The organism is Planococcus sp. ISL-110 (assembly GCF_018613575.1).
Classification (GTDB): domain Bacteria; phylum Bacillota; class Bacilli; order Bacillales_A; family Planococcaceae; genus Planococcus.
Genome location: NZ_JAGGPX010000015.1, coordinates 128,104 through 144,752, shown reverse-complemented (window position 1 = coordinate 144,752; position 16,649 = coordinate 128,104). Strand labels below are relative to the sequence as shown.

General features: G+C 43.2%; 15 protein-coding genes and 1 pseudogene. 6 read left to right on the top strand and 10 right to left on the bottom strand.

Annotation, left to right across the window (positions count from 1 at the left end; all coding sequences use genetic code 11):
- The first annotated feature begins 186 nt into the window (after positions 1-186).
- Positions 187-1,491 carry an MFS transporter gene (locus J7I83_RS10765; protein WP_215100698.1) on the top strand — a complete coding sequence of 435 codons (1,305 nt, stop codon included), beginning with the start codon at positions 187-189 and terminating at the stop codon, positions 1,489-1,491.
- Between the two features lie 75 nt (positions 1,492-1,566).
- Here the strand turns inward: J7I83_RS10765 and J7I83_RS10760 are convergent, their stop codons facing one another.
- The 8 genes from J7I83_RS10760 to J7I83_RS10725 all read right to left on the bottom strand — a co-directional run bounded on the left by J7I83_RS10760 (position 1,567) and on the right by J7I83_RS10725 (position 7,822).
- Entirely contained in the window at positions 1,567-1,752 is a 186-nt protein-coding gene (locus J7I83_RS10760; protein WP_215100697.1) for a DUF3934 family protein, read from the bottom strand.
- A 298-nt stretch (positions 1,753-2,050) separates the two neighbouring features.
- Positions 2,051-2,527, bottom strand: coding sequence for a glutathione peroxidase (locus tag J7I83_RS10755; protein WP_215100696.1), 477 nt, complete (start codon positions 2,525-2,527; stop codon positions 2,051-2,053).
- Between the two features lie 40 nt (positions 2,528-2,567).
- On the bottom strand, positions 2,568-3,005 hold the full coding sequence (locus J7I83_RS10750; RefSeq protein ID WP_215100695.1) for a MarR family winged helix-turn-helix transcriptional regulator: 438 nt from the start codon (positions 3,003-3,005) through the stop codon (positions 2,568-2,570).
- 23 nt (positions 3,006-3,028) lie between these two features.
- On the bottom strand, positions 3,029-3,448 hold the full coding sequence (locus tag J7I83_RS10745) for an organic hydroperoxide resistance protein (RefSeq protein WP_215100694.1): 420 nt from the start codon (positions 3,446-3,448) through the stop codon (positions 3,029-3,031).
- A gap of 177 nt (positions 3,449-3,625) precedes the next feature.
- The gene (locus tag J7I83_RS10740; protein WP_215100693.1) at positions 3,626-4,183 is read right to left on the bottom strand and encodes a methyltransferase family protein; all 558 of its coding nucleotides are present in this window, start codon (positions 4,181-4,183) and stop codon (positions 3,626-3,628) included.
- A gap of 552 nt (positions 4,184-4,735) precedes the next feature.
- Positions 4,736-6,388, bottom strand: a complete 1,653-nt coding sequence (locus tag J7I83_RS10735; RefSeq protein ID WP_215100692.1) for a b(o/a)3-type cytochrome-c oxidase subunit 1 — start codon at positions 6,386-6,388, stop codon at positions 4,736-4,738.
- The gene (locus J7I83_RS10730) at positions 6,385-6,858 is read right to left on the bottom strand and encodes a cytochrome c oxidase subunit II (protein ID WP_215100691.1); all 474 of its coding nucleotides are present in this window, start codon (positions 6,856-6,858) and stop codon (positions 6,385-6,387) included. Before J7I83_RS10730 ends, J7I83_RS10735 begins: the two co-directional genes overlap by 4 nt.
- Positions 6,859-7,159: 301 nt before the next feature.
- Positions 7,160-7,822, bottom strand: a complete 663-nt coding sequence (locus J7I83_RS10725) for a Crp/Fnr family transcriptional regulator (protein ID WP_483313454.1) — start codon at positions 7,820-7,822, stop codon at positions 7,160-7,162.
- A gap of 222 nt (positions 7,823-8,044) precedes the next feature.
- Between J7I83_RS10725 and J7I83_RS10720 the strand changes: the two genes are divergently transcribed.
- Both J7I83_RS10720 and J7I83_RS10715 read left to right on the top strand, forming a co-directional pair.
- On the top strand, positions 8,045-8,509 hold the full coding sequence (locus J7I83_RS10720; protein ID WP_215100689.1) for a universal stress protein: 465 nt from the start codon (positions 8,045-8,047) through the stop codon (positions 8,507-8,509).
- A gap of 343 nt (positions 8,510-8,852) precedes the next feature.
- Positions 8,853-10,208, top strand: coding sequence for a murein hydrolase activator EnvC family protein (locus J7I83_RS10715; RefSeq protein ID WP_215100688.1), 1,356 nt, complete (start codon positions 8,853-8,855; stop codon positions 10,206-10,208).
- A 181-nt stretch (positions 10,209-10,389) separates the two neighbouring features.
- On the opposite strand, the pseudogene J7I83_RS10710 reads toward J7I83_RS10715, so the two are convergent.
- Positions 10,390-11,405 (bottom strand): annotated as a pseudogene (locus tag J7I83_RS10710) (NAD(P)-dependent alcohol dehydrogenase).
- A 286-nt stretch (positions 11,406-11,691) separates the two neighbouring features.
- On the opposite strand from J7I83_RS10710, the gene J7I83_RS10705 reads away from it, so the two are divergent.
- Positions 11,692-12,102 (top strand): MerR family transcriptional regulator, encoded by a 411-nt coding sequence (locus tag J7I83_RS10705; RefSeq protein WP_215100687.1) that lies wholly within the window; start codon positions 11,692-11,694, stop codon positions 12,100-12,102.
- 83 nt (positions 12,103-12,185) lie between these two features.
- Positions 12,186-12,731, top strand: a complete 546-nt coding sequence (locus J7I83_RS10700) for a site-specific integrase (RefSeq protein WP_215100686.1) — start codon at positions 12,186-12,188, stop codon at positions 12,729-12,731.
- A 111-nt stretch (positions 12,732-12,842) separates the two neighbouring features.
- Here the strand turns inward: J7I83_RS10700 and J7I83_RS10695 are convergent, their stop codons facing one another.
- Complete coding sequence (locus J7I83_RS10695) at positions 12,843-14,348, bottom strand: murein hydrolase activator EnvC family protein (protein WP_251047587.1); 1,506 nt, start codon at positions 14,346-14,348, stop codon at positions 12,843-12,845.
- A gap of 500 nt (positions 14,349-14,848) precedes the next feature.
- On the opposite strand from J7I83_RS10695, the gene J7I83_RS10690 reads away from it, so the two are divergent.
- A complete protein-coding gene (locus J7I83_RS10690) occupies positions 14,849-15,889 on the top strand; it encodes a zinc-binding dehydrogenase (RefSeq protein WP_215100685.1) in 1,041 nt (346 codons plus the stop codon).
- Positions 15,890-16,649: the final 760 nt, after the last annotated feature.

Genomic DNA, 16,649 nt, shown 5'->3' with positions numbered 1-16,649 from the left:
TTCAGAAAAACTTTCAGTGTCTGCCGAAACGGAAAAATTTCTGAATAGCCAGGCTTTTTGCAAATACCACCTCAAAACTTGTAAAGCAGAAAAATTATGCTATGATAAGAAATTGTGATTTTAAACTTTTTTTGATGTGGTTTTGGAAATACAGTAACCTTGCGTTATGGATATTGGAGATGCACGATGAAAAAATTAACAGGAAACACTTTTCATTACGGCTGGGTCATCATCGCGATTGCTGCCTTGTCTCAATTTTTTTCTGGTCCCGGACAAACTTATTCCAACTCGATTTTTATTGATTATTATATAGAAGAGTTCGGCTGGAGCCGCTCGATGGTTTCCGGTATTTATTCAGCGGCCACGTTAACGGCAGGCTTTCTTTTGTTTTTTGTCGGACGCTTGATCGACCGCAATGGTTCGCGGAAAATGGCGGTTGCCGTATCCATTGCCCTTGCCGTTGCTTGCTTTTTCAATAGTTTTGTGACGAGTCTGGTCATGCTGTTTATCGGCTTCTTTTTTATCCGGCTTCTTGGGCAAGGCTCCATGGCACTTATCTCAAGCTCGCTCATCCCGCAATGGTTTATCAAAAAGCGAGGCCGCGCCATCAGCATTGCCGCAATCGGCGGCTTGGTCAGTTCCGCGGCTTTTCCGCTGCTCAATGTCTGGCTAATTGAAGCGTTCGGTTGGCGCAGTTCGTGGCTGATTTTGGGGATCATCATCATTGTCTGTTTTACACCGCTCGCTCTTTTCCTCATTCAAAACTCTCCTGAAGAAATGGGTTTGCTGCCGGATAACGGAGCTGTGCTGAAAAAAGACTCCGAAAAAAAACCGGTTGAAGAAATCAGCTGGTCAGTGAAGGAAGCTTCGAAAACCCGTGCTTTTTGGCTGTTGCTCTTGTGTGCGGCCATCCCGGGAATCGTCAATACCGGCTTGACCTTTCATCTGGTCTCCATCTTCGCCGAGAAATCCTTATCACTCGAAACCGCAGCCGGTATCTTAAGCTTAACCGCATTGATCGGCTTGCCCGTCACTTTCATCACGGGAGTTTTGCTGGAAAAAGTTAAAGTGCAGTACATGCTGATACTTGTATTTGCAGGCGAGCTGCTGTCCTTATTTCTCCTGCAAAAGGCTGATTTTTTGGCAGCTGCCGTCGTTTTCGGTCTGGTTTGGGGTGTCAGCATGGGCATTGAACGGATCGTCATGGCTGTTGTCTGGCCTAATTATTTCGGCAGAAAGCACATCGGCAGCATCAGCGGCATTGCCATGGCGATGGTCGTCACAGGATCTGCACTTGGTCCATTACCGCTCGGTATCGCTTTTGATGTTTTTGGCGGCTATCTGGAAATCTTATGGTTTTTGATGATTTTTCCGATTTTCGGGATTATTGCGGCTTTGCTGGCGAATCCACCGCAGAAGCAGGCGGCCGTAAAAAAAGCCATTTCCAAGGAACTTTATGGACCTGCAGAAAACCCTTTACTCGCAGAGTAAAGGGTTTTTTGATTCAGCAGAAATATGGGACACATAAAAAAAGTTGCCCAATTGGACAACCCATTACTTTTCTATCTATGCATCGAACGATTCAGCAGCCAGTTCTTTCTCTGTTTTTGGTTCGTCGACTTTTTTATTGGTTTTGCTGGTGTAAGGCTTAAAACTTTTGGCTTTATTGGCGCCAGCTTTCCAACGGGTCCAGCCTTTCTTGCCGGTTCCCTGGCCTGTACCGCTTTTCACTTTCGCTTTTGCTTTGCTCATTCTAATCACTCCATTACTTACGATGAAGTACAGCTTATCACATCAAGGCCTAGAGTGAAACAGAAATGTTCTTCTTATGTGCGGGAAAGCCCTTTTTTCAGCATGCCCAACTCCAATTCATAATTGACGAAGCAGCGCAGCGATGCAGGAGCAGATCTTTGCCCTTCACCGTCTTCTACTCTTTCTTCTAAGAGGATTACAAACACTAAAAAACAAGAACAACCTGTTGCATCAGCCAAAACATGTTTTGAGCAATATCTATAGCGAAACAACAGTTATTTCAATTAATTGACTAACCCTACTTGCCAAGCACTTTCTGGATGTCCCTTTCAAAGGATTCGGGTTTGTCTTTTGGAGAAAACCGCGACACGATGTTGCCATTCTGGTCAATCAGGAACTTTGTGAAATTCCATTTGATCCCGCTCGATAGGAACCCTTTTGTGTTGTCGGTCAGATAGCTGAAAAGCGGATGCGCATCCTTGCCGTTGACCTTCACCAGGTCGTGCATCGGGAATGTCACACCATAAGTCATGCGGCAAGCTTCCTGGGCTTCTTCTCCGGTGGCTTTTTCCTGGCCGAATTGATTGGACGGGAAGCCTAACACTACTAACCCCTGGTCCTTATAGTCTTTGTACATTTTTTCCAGGCTGTCGAATTGGTCTCTTAGGCCACATTTGGTCGCCGTATTGACGATTAGCATGGCTTGTCCTTTATATTCGCTTAATTGATAGTCTTTTCCGTTCGGCTTTGTCACCGAAATATCGTAAATGTTCATCTGGCATCGCTCCTTATTTGGTGGTTCAAGGCAGATTCCCTTACAGATCCATGGTTTTAAAAGAAGCATTCAGCTCTTTCAGGTTTTTCATCAGCGTGATGGCGTTGACTCCCATAAAGTTGCAGCTGGTGAGTTTCTCAAAGACGGCCTGTGCGACATCCGTTTGTTCAGTTCGGGCCTTTTCTGTCAATGAAATGATAAATGCGCGCTTATCCGTTTCAGATTGCTGTTTGGTCAGCCGCCCTTGTTCAATCATGCGGTTGATGATCGGGTTCAAGGTTCCTGTGCCAAGGCCCAGCCGTTCGCCGATATTTTTCGCCTGCAATTCGTCTTCCTCCCATAGAACCAGAAGCACGAGATACTGCGGAAATGTCAGATTGAACGACTCTAATGCTTTTGCATACATCTTTGAAAAATTGCTGGAAGCTTTGTAGACTTCAAAGCATAGTTGCTGTTCAAGTTTTGTGGTTTTTTCCATTTGCATCTCACCTATACTAATTATTATAGAACGCTTATTTCCACATCCACTGATCCTTTGATCGCTTTTGAATACGGGCAATTCTGGTGCGCTTTTTTCACGTATTCGTGTTTTTTCTCTTCATCGATACCAATAATGTCAACAACAAGCTTTACTGCCAGCTTAACCCCGCCATTATCTTTATCTCCGATCAGTGCAACTGTTGCTGTCACTTCGCTTTTCTCTATTTCCACTTTACCAGCTTCCAATACCAATTCCAATGCGCTGTTGAAGCATGCGCTGTAGCCAGCCGCAAAAAGCTGCTCCGGATTTGTCGCAGTTGTTGCAGAACCCCCAAGAGCCTGTGGTTTTGCTACATCCAAATAGAAAATATTGTCCGGTGAATAAACAGCACCCTCTCTTCCACCTGTATTGATCATTGTTGTTTCAAATAGTGTTTTCATTATATATGTTCCTCCATCCATTTACATCTCACACGATCTACATTAAACTACATCGTACACGATGTAAAAAGAACTGCTCACGTACATAAAAACCTTTATACGCTGCAATGGCGAATAAAGGCTTTTGGTTAGGTACCGCCTATTTTCAATAACTGATGTTTCTCCACCCTGTTGATGTCAGTAGATGAAGGGAATCAGCCGCGCACGCTCTTTCATCCATTGCTGATAATCCGGTCCGAACTTCTCGATCAGCAGCCGTTCTTCGTAATTGATTCGCTGCAGCAAAGCCCATACCATTGCTGCGCCTCCAAGAGCTGCAGCAATGGGGCTGCTGAAAAACAGCGCCATGCCAAGTGTAATCAGCAACAAACCGGTATACAGCGGATGGCGCAGCTTCCGGTAAGGGCCGGTGCTGACAATCTCATCGCCTTCACGAACTGTAACGTAACGTGTGAATTGAGACTTCAGATGCAAAATCCCCCAAAACCGCAGAAAAACCCCCAGCGCCAGTAAAATGATTCCCAGCAATTGACTAATAACAGCAACACTTTCGAACGGCTCCAGTTCCTGCAAAAATGCCGCCGCAAGGATTGTGCCGATCAAAGCCGCTAAAATAGAGAAAAAAGTGCGTTTTTCCAATGGATCGCCTTGCCCGATGCCGCGATTTCGAAAAAGCAGGAATTCACTGATCCAAATCAAGCCTATCGCTGTAAAAATCATTTCGATAATGGTCATAGCACAAGCCTCAACTTCCTGTTCTTTTCCTTCCAATATTATAGAACATTTTGAAGGAATACAATTTCCAGCCCTTGCCAAACAGGCTTATAAAAACTCGACAGTAGAGAAACTCTTAACAAGCCGTTGTTTTCCGAAGCTCGCCGCTCGCTTTCGGGCCCGCACCCTGCTGCTCTTACTTGTTGTTCGAGCGGATGAGTTTTTTGCGGGAATTTTGGCTGAACGACTGCAAATTTCATTGAACGACTGTAAATCCTGCTGAACGACTGCAAATTGGACTGAACGACCGTAAATTTATTTGAACGACCACAAATTTATGCGAACGACCGTAAATCTACAGCGCATGGATCTGAAGACAGATAAAAGCCTTTTGCCGACTTAGCAAAAGGCTCTTTCGTAAAATGTTATCCAACTTTCCTGAATCACTTTGAAAAACCGCTGGTTCTGCCTGCAATTCACTCTTCCGTAGAAGAGATTTCGACCAGCATCGCCGTAAATGCGATAAAGACAATCGTCAATGAAATTACCATCGTGAACATTGTTCCTCAACTCCTACCAAGTTTTGAATCCTTCCGAGCCTGGAGGTGCATGTTGTATCATATGGCTTAACGGAATTGCATAAGCGATTAGAATAAGCAGAACAGCGAGACCAATCCAAATCCACCAATTTTCCAGCCATTTTGGCGTACGCGACATGTCGCTTTCCGCCATTGGGAAATCCACCATATCTTTTGGCTCAACAGCCTTAGGCGACAAGAACATGGTCATGACAACGATATAGATTAGGATCATTGCAGACACGAAGAGAATGCTTCCGCCGATTGCCATTGTGACATGGTTCGTTAAGAGGCCATCAAACCAATCCATCGCAGAAGGATGATCGTTGTAGCCTGAATAAGCTGTTCTTCTTGGAGCGCCGAGAAGACCCAAGAGATGCTGTGCCGTTGACATCAAGACCATACCGATTGACCAAGTGATAATTTGGACCAGTCCGAGTACTTTCATGGACTTGGTGAATTTTCTTCCCGTCAGATAAGGGATCAGCCAGAACGTCAATCCCATGAAGGTCATAGCTACTGGAGTTCCAACCGTAATGTGGAAATGTCCAACAATCCATAAAGTATTATGGACCACTTCGTTCAACTGAAAGCTGGCATTGATGATACCACCAGCTCCGCCCGGAATAAAGAAGGCCATTGCGATGAAGATGGAAGTAAAGCGGATATCTTTCCAGGGCAGTTTGGTAAACCAGCCGAAAAGGCCTTTCCCGCCATTTTTGCGTCCTGCAATTTCAAATGTCGCGAACATCGAGAACGCCGTCATCAAAGAAGGAACAATGACCATAAACGTCAGGACAACCTGTAGAAATTTCCAGAAGTTCGAAATCCCGGGTTCTGTCAGCTGATGATGAAAGCCGACTGGAATTGAAAACAGGATAAAGAGAACAAAAGACAAACGTGCCAATGAATCACTGAATACTTTTACGCCAAGGATTTTCGGTACGATGACATACCAAGCCATATACGCCGGCAGTAGCCAGAAATACACTAATGGATGTCCGAAAAACCAGAACAAGGTACGGCTGAGCTCTACATCAATGGTATCGGTCCAGCCGAAGGCCCAAGGGATGTATTGGAACACGACTGTTGCTACCACACCCAGACACGCGATAATCCACATGATGATAGTGGTGATGGTCATGAACGCGAACAACGGGCTCAACTGCCCTTTGTTATTTTTCCGCCACACTCGGTAATGCCCAACCAATGCGAAACTGCTGATCCACGTTCCAATGATGAACAACGCAAGTCCTACATAATAAAATCCACTTGCCTTCAGCGGTGCATAAAAGGTGTACAGGACAGAAGCTTCTCCTGCTATGATCATTGCTGTCGCCATCACGGTCCCAAGCAATGTTACCCAGAAGCCGACCCAGGAAAACAAACGGACTTTTGGCCCAAAGCTTCCGAGGCTTTTGCTCATACCGGTAATAAAGAAACCAAAAATGAAAAATGTCGTAAATATAAGTGCGAGCAGAACGCCATGTGCCGTTAAAATTTGGTAATAATCCAACCAAGCCGGCAGCTGAAGGGCATCATTGCGGATAAAAACCTGAAGCAGCCCACCTAAAGTACCGATTAAAAATGCGACATACGCTACTCCAATATTCCATAAAGCGAGTTTTCGATCTTGCACAGCAATCATTCCTCGTACACCTCTATCTCTGTATACATCATATGGTGCCCCGTTCCGCAGTATTCATTGCAAAGAATCAAATAAGTGCCGGGTTTTTCAAATGTGTAGGATTTTGTCGTAATGCGGCCTGGAACGACCATCATATTGACTTTTGTATTATCTATGGTGAAACTGTGGACCACATCGGTACTGGTCACTTTAAAAACGATTTCCTTACCAACCGGCACTTTCAGGTCAGGAGCCGTATAGCCGAAGGCCAGGGCAACAATGGCCACCTGATATGTATCGTCGTCCAATTGGGTAACACCCGGATTATCAAACGGCGCGGTCTCGTTCACTTTTTTGGGATCGATGGTGTCCATCCCTCCCGCAGGAGTATGACCTTGAGAAAATGCGCTCACTCCGACTACGCTTAAAAACACAATCAGTGAGACAATGCCGAATACCAGCCAAATTTTTTCATATTTATGAAGATGCATTCCAATTCATTCCTTTCTCTCTGCCTTAACGGGCTACATACAATAAATAAACGGCAACCCACATCACAACGATGATCAGTCCCACTATAAACACACTCACTAAAGTACCTTTTAGGTTAGGTTCCGGCTCCCTGCTTTCCTGACTCATTTCTTCTCACCTCTTATGCAAATCATTCTTACTTTTAGCCTATGCTATACCCATGTTTTGTACTGTGACATTTATCACAGCTAAGAGGTATTTTTAACAGATTGACAAATTTCAGACAAAAAAAAGAGCCTGCCTCAGGGGCAAGCTTTTTTGCTAATCAATTTTGCACAAATAGATGGGACAGTTCTCACAATTTGTTTCTACCTTTAAGTGCTCAATATCGTGAAGAAGTATTTTCCCTTCGAATAAGGTCACCACACCACGCTTTTTCAGATCGTTCAGCATCCGATTGACCACTTCCCTCGTCATTCCGCAAAAGTTCGCCAATTCCTGGTTGGTTAGCACCATATCGATCAAAATACCTTTTTCCGTTTGAACCCCATAGCTATTGGAAAGCCTGATCAAAGTGGAGTACAACGCCCCTTTTTTGCCATGGAGAAGCAAATCCCGGAATTTTGTCTGGGTTTTCTGCTGATCGATGCCCATCCACTTCATAAAAGCCATGGACAGCCGCCCGTTTGAAAGCAGCGCTTCTTCCAGATCGTTTATCGAAATATAGAGACAGATCGTGTCTTCGATTGCCCGTGCATCGAGCATGTATTTAGGTGCTTCAGAAAAAATGGTCACTTCGCCGACCATTTGGCCCGGTCCGCAAATTTTCAGTGTAAGCTCCCGGCCGTTCGGCGTCACTTTTTCAATCCGGATTTTTCCCGAACGAATGATGAAGACTCCGCCAATGGCATCTCCTTCACGAAATAGATAGCTGTCCTTCTTCAATTCTTTGACTTGATGGCGCATGGACAGCAACTCCTCCATGCCAACCAATGCATCTCCGTTTCCTGTATCAGCCTTCAACTCGACCCCACCTTTCCTGATTCTTTCCGAATGTTTCATTTACTTTATTTTACCATGAATCCCCTAATTTATTACGTAAAAGTTCATCATTCCGACATTTATTTCCAAAAGCTTATAAAAATAAGAAGGAACTCTATGTGCCGGCAGCGAATTTACTAGTTAAGAGACGAGGAGGAATGCTTTATGACTTTAAAATATTCCAATATTCTAGTAGCAGTAGACGGTTCTAAAGAATCCGAATTGGCATTTAAGAAAGGCGCAGCCGCAGCGGCTCGCAACAAGGCTACTTTGCACCTGGCCCATATTATCGATAACCGTTCATTTGGTTCGATTGAAGCTTATGACCGCACAATTGCTGACCGCACGAAAAAAACATCTACAGAACTACTGGCTAAGTACAAAGATGAAGCACTGGCTGCTGGTGTCGAAAACGTAAACGTCATCATTGAATACGGAATTCCAAAAATCGCCATACCAAAAGAATTGGCACCTAAACTCAATGCCGATGTCATCATTTGTGGTGCTACCGGTTTAAATGCTGCTGAACGATTCATAATGGGCAGTGTCTCCGAACGAATTGTCCGCACAGCCAAATGCGACGTGCTGATTGTTCGCAGAGAACAAGCTGACGTACTAGCAGACGAATAGATAAAAGCCTTTCCCCAATAAAAATTTGGAGAAAGGCTTTTTTTGGTCTTTTTTCCTCCTTCATATAGTCTACCCACTCTCTTTATCCGCTGACAATCCACTTACTTTTTAACCAGATATTAAAACAAGTCTTTAGAACTAATTAGTCAGTTGTCTGACACTTTGTCATGTTCGAAGTCAAATTGATAAGAAACTGTAATAATAACTAGGTTTATGCGGTGGTACAATGGGTCTGCTGGATTTTTCCTCAGGCAACTGAATTGCCAGGAAAAATCATTGATTTGGTATAAATTTTTCAGGATAACTTATAGATAGCCACGGAAAACGAAAGGGGAGCAAGAGTTTGAATACAATATCAAAATTTCTGATGATCGCTTTATCAGCTGTATTGGCGTTAACAATGTTTTTGCCTACCGCAAATGCTGACAAACTGAGCGATTTAGAGAAACAAAAACAGGAGGTTCAACAAAAGCAAAGCGAATTGAACTCCGGAATTCAACAAAAAACAAGCGAAATCTCTCAAAACCAAACCACACTCGAAAAAATCATCGCAAAAATCCGCGAGTTGGATAACCAAATCATCGAAACACAAACTAAAATTGACGTTGCTCAAGCCGAAATCGACCAGACAAAAGTCGAGATCGACGAATTGAAAAAATCTATTGAAGAGTTGGAAAGAAAAATTGCAGCACGCGAAGAGCTTCTAAAAGAACGGGCACGTGCAATTCAGTTAAGCGGCGGCTCAGTTGATTACATAGATGTACTTCTTGGAGCAAACAGCTTTGTCGATTTCATCGACCGATTCTCAGCAGTCAACATCTTAATTGAAGCAGACCGTGAAATCATGCTTGAGCAAGCAGCAGACAAGAAACTTTTAGCAGAACAAAAAGCGGAAGTCGAAACGAAGCTGGCTGAACAGGAAGCTAAAAAAGCGGAATTGGTCAACTTAAAAAATTCACTTGATGCGCAAAAAAATGAACAAGCTAAACTTGAAAGTGACTTGAAAGCAGAACAAAAGCGCTTAGCCAAAGAAAAATCAACGCTTGAAACAGAACACAGTGAAACGGCGGACATCAGTGCCGATCTTGAGAAAAAAATCGGTGCAGAGCAAGCACGTCTTGCAGAAATCGCACGCAAAGCAGAAGAAGCACGTTTAGCTAAAGAAGCAGCCGCACGTAAAGCGGAAGCCAAGCGTCAAGCAGCAGCATCTGCTGCTGCTTCAGTAGCTTTGACACCTCCACCTGCTCCTGCCGCAAGCGTTACACAAGCTTCTGTTTCTTCCAATGTCGGCAGTTCAACATTCATCCTGCCTTCGACCGGCCGATTCACTTCTGGATACGGTGGCCGTGACATCGGTGCTGGAGCAGAATCCCATCTTGGAATGGATATTGCAAACTCACCTGGAACACCGATTGTTGCTGCAGCCAGCGGTATGGTTTCCTATGCCGGCAATATGGGCGGATATGGAAATGTCGTGATTCTTACACATTCCATCAATGGCCAGACGCACGCGACTGTCTATGCACATATGAACTCAATCAATGTGTCCGTAGGCCAATCAGTTTCCCAGGGGCAACAAGTCGGCGGAATGGGCAACACAGGCCGTTCAACCGGCACACATCTTCACTTTGAAATTCACGTAGGACCTTGGAATGGCGCGCGTTCAAACGCTGTCAACCCTGCTCCATACGTACGATAATATATAAAAAAACCGGCATCTCTTATGAGATGCCGGTTTTTTTATATTGTTGAGAAAGAATCCAGTCATACAAGGGTCGTTCAAATTGGAACCACTCCCCCATTGTTTTAGTGGTTCCAGCTGAGAATTCGTAAAGTGTTCACTGTCACTTTGTTAGGACAAGATCATGGATTGTTGCTGCTTATATTGTAATGACGTCGATTACGAATCGGTACTTCACATCTGAAGCTAATACGCGATCATAAGCTTCAGCAATCTGGTCCGCTGAAATGACTTCAATGTTCGGAACAATGTTGTGTTCTGCACAGAAATCCAACATTTCCTGAGTTTCACGGATTCCCTCGATCATCGAACCTGCAAACGACCGGCGATGGCCGATAAGAGAAAATACATTTACGGATAGCGGCTCTGCAGGCGCACGCACGTTTACTAGAGCGCCAGCAATAAGAAGTAAGAGTCCATGTCGAGTTTGGCGCTTACCATGTTGATGATCAAATCAAAGGTGCCCGCAAGTTTCTCGAAAGTTTCAGGGTCGCTAGTGGCATAGTGCTCTTTTGCCCCGAATTTCAAGCTGTCTTCTTGCTTATTCAATGTTTGTGACAAGACGGTAACTTCAGCACCCATGGCATGTGAAATCTTAACAGCCATGGGTCCAAGGCCGCCCATACCAACGACCGCCACTTTCGCATTCCAATGATTGAGCGGTGAAAAAGTTGTAATACCAGCACAAAGCAATCGTGCCGCAGCATCGAGTCCAATATTATCTGGAATTCGGACGACAAAACCTTCTGTTACCACGATGTGAGTAGAATAGCCGCCTTGAGTCTGTTCGCCGTATTTGTCGATACCGGCATAAGTCGGAACATTTCCTTTGAGGCAATACTATTCTTCGCCTTTTTCGCAATTCTCGCATTCGCCGCAAGAATCAACCATACAGCCCACTCCTACACGATCTCCAACTTTGTATTTAGTGACCTCTGCTCCAACTTCTGTAACAATCCCAGCAATTTCATGGCCAGGTACAAGAGGATAGTTTACTGGGCCCCATTCGCCGTGTGCAGTATGAATGTCTGAATGGCATATCCCTGAATATTTGAATTCAATCAGGACGTCTTAGGTGTCAAGATCGCGGCGTTTAATTTCCGTTTCTTGAAAAGGCGCGTCCGGACCGTTGACCGCTCGTGATTTAACAGTAATCTTTTAAAAATCTCATACATATTTTCAAGAGAATTTTCTTGTACTGTCTATTAACGAAAAACCACAATCAGGTTCTCCATTAATTTTTTATACAATGCTTTTTTCTCTTTCCTACTCAACCTTAAGGGGTATAGTTAACTCTAGGTCAAGCAGGAAGCAGCGATGTCTCTTCTAGATTCCTCTGTTTCGTGTAAGAAAGCTTTGACATTCAACAAATCAAATGATAATTTTTTTCAAATCCTTGAGTTGACTCGAAGTATAGCTTATAAAAAAGAGAAGAAAAATAATGAAGACTTTTTCCATCAGCACAGTTGCAAAAGAATTGGATTTGACCGTATATACCTTGCGCTATTGCGATAAGGAAAGACTTATGCCTTTTGTAGAATGGACACCAAATGGGACACGCTTGTTTAAAGAAACCGACATCAGCGCATTAAAAATCGTGGAATGCTTGAAAGCTAGTGGCATGCCTATTAAGGAAATCAAGAACTTCATTGACTGGTGCTCTGATGGAGACTCCACATTGCAGCAAAGATATGACATATTCATGGAACGAAAAGCTACGGTTGAAGCACAGAAGGAAGAACTGAAAAAGACCATGGAAATCATCGAACATAAATGCTTCTATTACAAGACCGCTTTGGAGGCTGGAACGGAAGATATTCATAAAAATAAAAAAATTGGGGGTTTGGACTGACATAGAGCTGACCACCCCACTTTGACTTGGAAAGCAAGTCGCCTCTAATCATGTTAGTTACTGTATGAATACAGCCACAAACATTGTGGCAATACAGTCGTCATCCTTTCCTTCAACGTGTTAAAGTCGCTCTTCACTTACCTGACGCAAGAGGCAGAGGCCAGGGAACCGTATTTTTACCGGAACGTCATAAGCAAAGTTGTGCGGCAACGAAAAAAGAGACGGCCAGCCGCCGAGCGCAGAAAATCAGTTCCGTTATACTGAATGAGCATGAAATCAATGATTTTCTGCAATTCATCGAACATGGCTACAAAGCGGACCTGGAGAATGGACTCGCACGCCAACGGTTTAAACGGGACAATGAACGGGACCGGGCCATCAAATATTTGAAGGCCTATTTGGACATTCGGGAAAGCCGCTATCCTTGTTCAAACAAAGTTTCTTTCCTATTTGTGATGATTTTACGGCGGCACAGTTCGTCCTTAGTCTCGGCGGGCCACAGCAACATCAAAACCACTTCTCTCTATACAAACCTGTCCATGTCCAACAAGGACAATGATCAAGTGTCATCAGTACGGATGACGAAAAATCAATTACTGCCTACAGACATGAAATTTAAAAAAAGATGACTCCGGCACAATACCCGGCGTCATCTCGTCGCAGCTTAGCTGCAGTGTACTTTTATTAAACTGTCCATTAAATGGGGCTCAGTCAATGATGCACACTGTTTTTAATTGATATTAAAAATAATTCATCGGATTCACGGCGTTTGAACGCGCTCCGTTCCATGAGCCAATGTGGATTTCAAAGTGAAGGTGAGGTCCGGTAGAACGTCCGGTGCTGCCGACTAGTCCAATCGTTTGACCTTGTGAGATCGCTTGGCCATTAGAAACCTTAATGGCACTCATATGAGCGTAAACCGTTGCATAGGATTGACCATTAATTGAATGTGTCAAAATCACGACGTTTCCGTAAGCACCCATCGTACCTGCAAAGGAAACATATCCTGTCGCTGCTGCAGAAATGGGTGTGCCCGTTACATTGGCAATATCCTGCCCTAGATGCGATTCAGCTCCGTCCCCGATATCCCGTCCGCCAAAGCCAGACGAATAGCGGCCTGGTGCAGGTCGGATAAACATCGCGCTTGGTGCAGGTGCAGCTACAGCTTCTTCAGGAGCACTTATAGCTGGGCTTTCGACTTTCGGCTTACTGATGGATGCTGTTTTGGCTGAGGCTGCCTTCGCATTATTTGCAGCTTCCGCTTCACGGGCTGCTTGAGCATTGGCTTCTTCCTTGGCTGCAGCTTGAGCACTGGCTTCTTCTCGCGCTGCAGCAAGTGCCTTGGCTTCTTTCTGCGCTGCAGCTAGTGCATTGGCTTCTTCTTGCGCTGCAGCTAGAGCACGCGCTTCTGCTGCGGCTTTTTCAGCTGCTATTTTCCGTTGGCGCTCTTCCTCTGCTTTTCGGGCAACTTCAGCTAAACGGGCTTGTTCATCGGCAATTTGTTGTTCCAGATCCGCACTGATTTCAACGTATTCGTCCCGTTTATTTTCCAAGCCGCCTTTTTCAGTTGCCAACCGTTGCTGTTCGGCTTCCATATTCTTAACCAGACCCGCCTGTTCTTTCTTTTGGCCATCTAAAGATGCTTTTAAACCGACCAATTCAGCACGGCGCGACTCCTGTTCGCCAAGTTTGGCTTCCACTTGCGCTTTTTGTTCAGCCAACAATTTTTTGTCGGACGCCTGATTGCGCATGATTTCACGGTCTGCTTCAATTAACGTATTGACGGCTGAGAATCGGTCGATGAAATCGACAAAGCTATTTGCCCCGAGAAGAACATCCACGTAATCCACCGAACCACCGCTCAATTGGATGGCACGAGCCCGTTCCTTGAGAAGCCCTTTACGTTCTTCAATTTTCCGCTCAAGTTTTTCAATCGATTTTCTCAACTCATCGATTTCCACTATCGTTTGATCGATTTGGGCTTGGACGTTGTTAACCTTTGCTTCTGTATCGTTGATCTGTGTATTCAAATCCGCTATCTTCGCCGCCAGCTGTTCCAGTGTTGATGCATTTTGATTGATTTTTCCTTCTTTTTCAGTGATGCCCGAATTCAGTTCACTTTGCTGCTGTTGTGCTTCTTGCTGCTTTTGTTCCATTTCGCTTAGTATGTCCGCACTAGACATTGGTACTAAAATTGATAAGGCCAATATAGAGGACAAACCCGTTACCATCCATTTTGAAATCAAGTGTTTGTTCCCCTTCCAGAATCTTTCTCGTACTTTAAACTATTTATCGCTCGGCTAAATCTTAAAGTTGATCAATCTATGAAGCATAAATCTATATAAATTAAGTGTATATAAGTTAAGACGGAGTATGTTTCCTGAAAAATTCCGACTCGCTAAGTGTAACAGCTAAACATTTAGTTTCGGTTACAGTTGTGTTTCATTTTCTTCCAATAACGAAATGCAACTGTATTATTTTGATAATTTAGATTATTAATTCAGATGGGTGCTTCATGCTGTAAATAAAAAGGAGGATATATGCCAGTTCAGCGAGTGAATCGATGTTTTTCCGGACGAACTATCCAGTCAATGTTTAACTACCGGGTCAGGATAGTTGAATAAGCCACTAATAAAGATAATAATAGCGAGTGAATAGCTAATGTTTTTTGAAAGGCGTCCATTTATTTAAGCTATGGATGTAATGAATTTTATACCAATTCAAACAATAGAAAGGTGATAACTCTATGAAAGCTGTTCAAGTGACTGGGTACGGTGATGTAGATAAGTTAGAAATAGTTGAATTAGCTATGCCAGAACCTAAAGACAATGAAGTGCTCATTAAGGTAAAGGCTTGTGCCATTAATAATACGGAAATTTGGATGAGAGAAGGAGCTTACGGCACTGGTTCGAAGTCCGGATGGCGACCAGAAGGAGTACACTTTCCCCGAACTCCCGGTTCAGATATATCAGGGCGAATAGTAAAGGCAGGGAAACTTGTAGAGAGATCCATGATTGGAAAAGATGTTGTCCTTTTCCCATTCACATCAAGTGGAGATGAAGGATCTGAACATATTTCAGAAGATATGTCCTTCATTGGTTCAGAATATGATGGTGGATATGCGGAATACGTGGTGTGGAATGCTGATCTTTGCTTTGATATGCCTCTTCCCAACTATACAGAAAGTGCGGTTTTTTCTGTTAGTGGGTTGACTGCATGGCACATGACAGAACAAATTCAAGCTCAACCTGGAGAGACTATTATGGTGACTGGGGCAAACGGTGGTGTTGGATCTTTAAATGTACAAATTGCCTCTAAAGTATTTGGTGCTAAGGTCATTGCGATTGTGGGTGACCTAGAGTTGAAAGAAAAAATGAAGGAACTCGGAGCAACAAACGTGTTGTCTTACAAATCAAATAATCTTGCTGAAGAAATAATAAAAGTGAATGGCGGTCCGGTTGACTCGGTATTAGATGTTGTGGGCGATGCTTTGTTCTCGACCTCCCTTCAGGTATTGAAGAAGGGTGGAAAATTCTGTACCTCTGGGTCTGCAGGTGGTCAGAATACAGAACTTGATTTTAGAACTTTGTATTTAAAACATATTACTGTTTATGGATCTGTTTTGGGCACTAGGGAAGAATTTAAACGTATGCTAAACGCTATTTCTGAAGGTAAAATTAAACCGGTCATCGATCGAACTTTTCCTTTGGAAAAAGCAAGAGAAGCTCAAATTTATTTTAAAAAGACGGGGAAATTAGGAAAGATTGTCTTGTTGCCGGAAGAATAAGCAAATTCCAAAAAAGTATTCTATTATTATAGTTTTATCATATTGCTAAACTTTGAATGCATGTTTTAAAGCGGATCACCTGCGTTGTTTAATATAACCGTTCGTAAAAATAGACATTTTCGGACGCTTTCCAGACATAGTTAAAGAAAATATTCTGCAACTATGAGAAAACCCGGCATCTTTTCCAAGATGCCGGGTTTTTCCTTCTATCTATTCTTTTCCTCCGTACAGCTGCTGAAGTTCTTCTTCTGTCATTTTTTAACTAGAATATTGCTTCTAAAATAACCTTTCATAAACTCAAACTCCATTAGACGATAAAAGACGCATAGAAGATGATATTCAATCTTTTCTCCCCTCTATAGTCCATTACTTAATTTTTAAAGGATATTTTATTGGTTACAGCTGAATTAATTTGAACTAAATAAATATTGATTTAATGTATTATTTAAAATAGGTACTTATTACCAAATAAATAATTATTCACCTATATTAAAGTGTTATAATACCTATATTAAGTTATACATAAGACCTTTATAATTTGATATAATTAAAAAAAAATGTAACGATGAATTTATTGCCGTATTCAACATGAATTGACGATTTACACACAAAAAAAAATAGGACGAACCAAGACATTGGTTCGTCCTATTTTTTTAATGGAAAAGGCGACATAATGGTTACAGAATCTTTAGATTCTCAACTCTACATAAAATAGCCCTATTCTCTTCTTATTTGAAATAGGTTTGAGTATGTGGGATCT

Coding starts and splice junctions, on each gene's coding strand:
- J7I83_RS10765 (WP_215100698.1), top strand. CDS start 187: ATGAAAAAATTAACAGGAAACACTTTTCATTACGGCTGGGTCATCATC.
- J7I83_RS10760 (WP_215100697.1), bottom strand. CDS start 1,752: ATGAGCAAAGCAAAAGCGAAAGTGAAAAGCGGTACAGGCCAGGGAACC.
- J7I83_RS10755 (WP_215100696.1), bottom strand. CDS start 2,527: ATGAACATTTACGATATTTCGGTGACAAAGCCGAACGGAAAAGACTAT.
- J7I83_RS10750 (WP_215100695.1), bottom strand. CDS start 3,005: ATGGAAAAAACCACAAAACTTGAACAGCAACTATGCTTTGAAGTCTAC.
- J7I83_RS10745 (WP_215100694.1), bottom strand. CDS start 3,448: ATGAAAACACTATTTGAAACAACAATGATCAATACAGGTGGAAGAGAG.
- J7I83_RS10740 (WP_215100693.1), bottom strand. CDS start 4,183: ATGACCATTATCGAAATGATTTTTACAGCGATAGGCTTGATTTGGATC.
- J7I83_RS10735 (WP_215100692.1), bottom strand. CDS start 6,388: ATGATTGCTGTGCAAGATCGAAAACTCGCTTTATGGAATATTGGAGTA.
- J7I83_RS10730 (WP_215100691.1), bottom strand. CDS start 6,858: ATGCATCTTCATAAATATGAAAAAATTTGGCTGGTATTCGGCATTGTC.
- J7I83_RS10725 (WP_483313454.1), bottom strand. CDS start 7,822: ATGGAGGAGTTGCTGTCCATGCGCCATCAAGTCAAAGAATTGAAGAAG.
- J7I83_RS10720 (WP_215100689.1), top strand. CDS start 8,045: ATGACTTTAAAATATTCCAATATTCTAGTAGCAGTAGACGGTTCTAAA.
- J7I83_RS10705 (WP_215100687.1), top strand. CDS start 11,692: ATGAAGACTTTTTCCATCAGCACAGTTGCAAAAGAATTGGATTTGACC.
- J7I83_RS10690 (WP_215100685.1), top strand. CDS start 14,849: ATGAAAGCTGTTCAAGTGACTGGGTACGGTGATGTAGATAAGTTAGAA.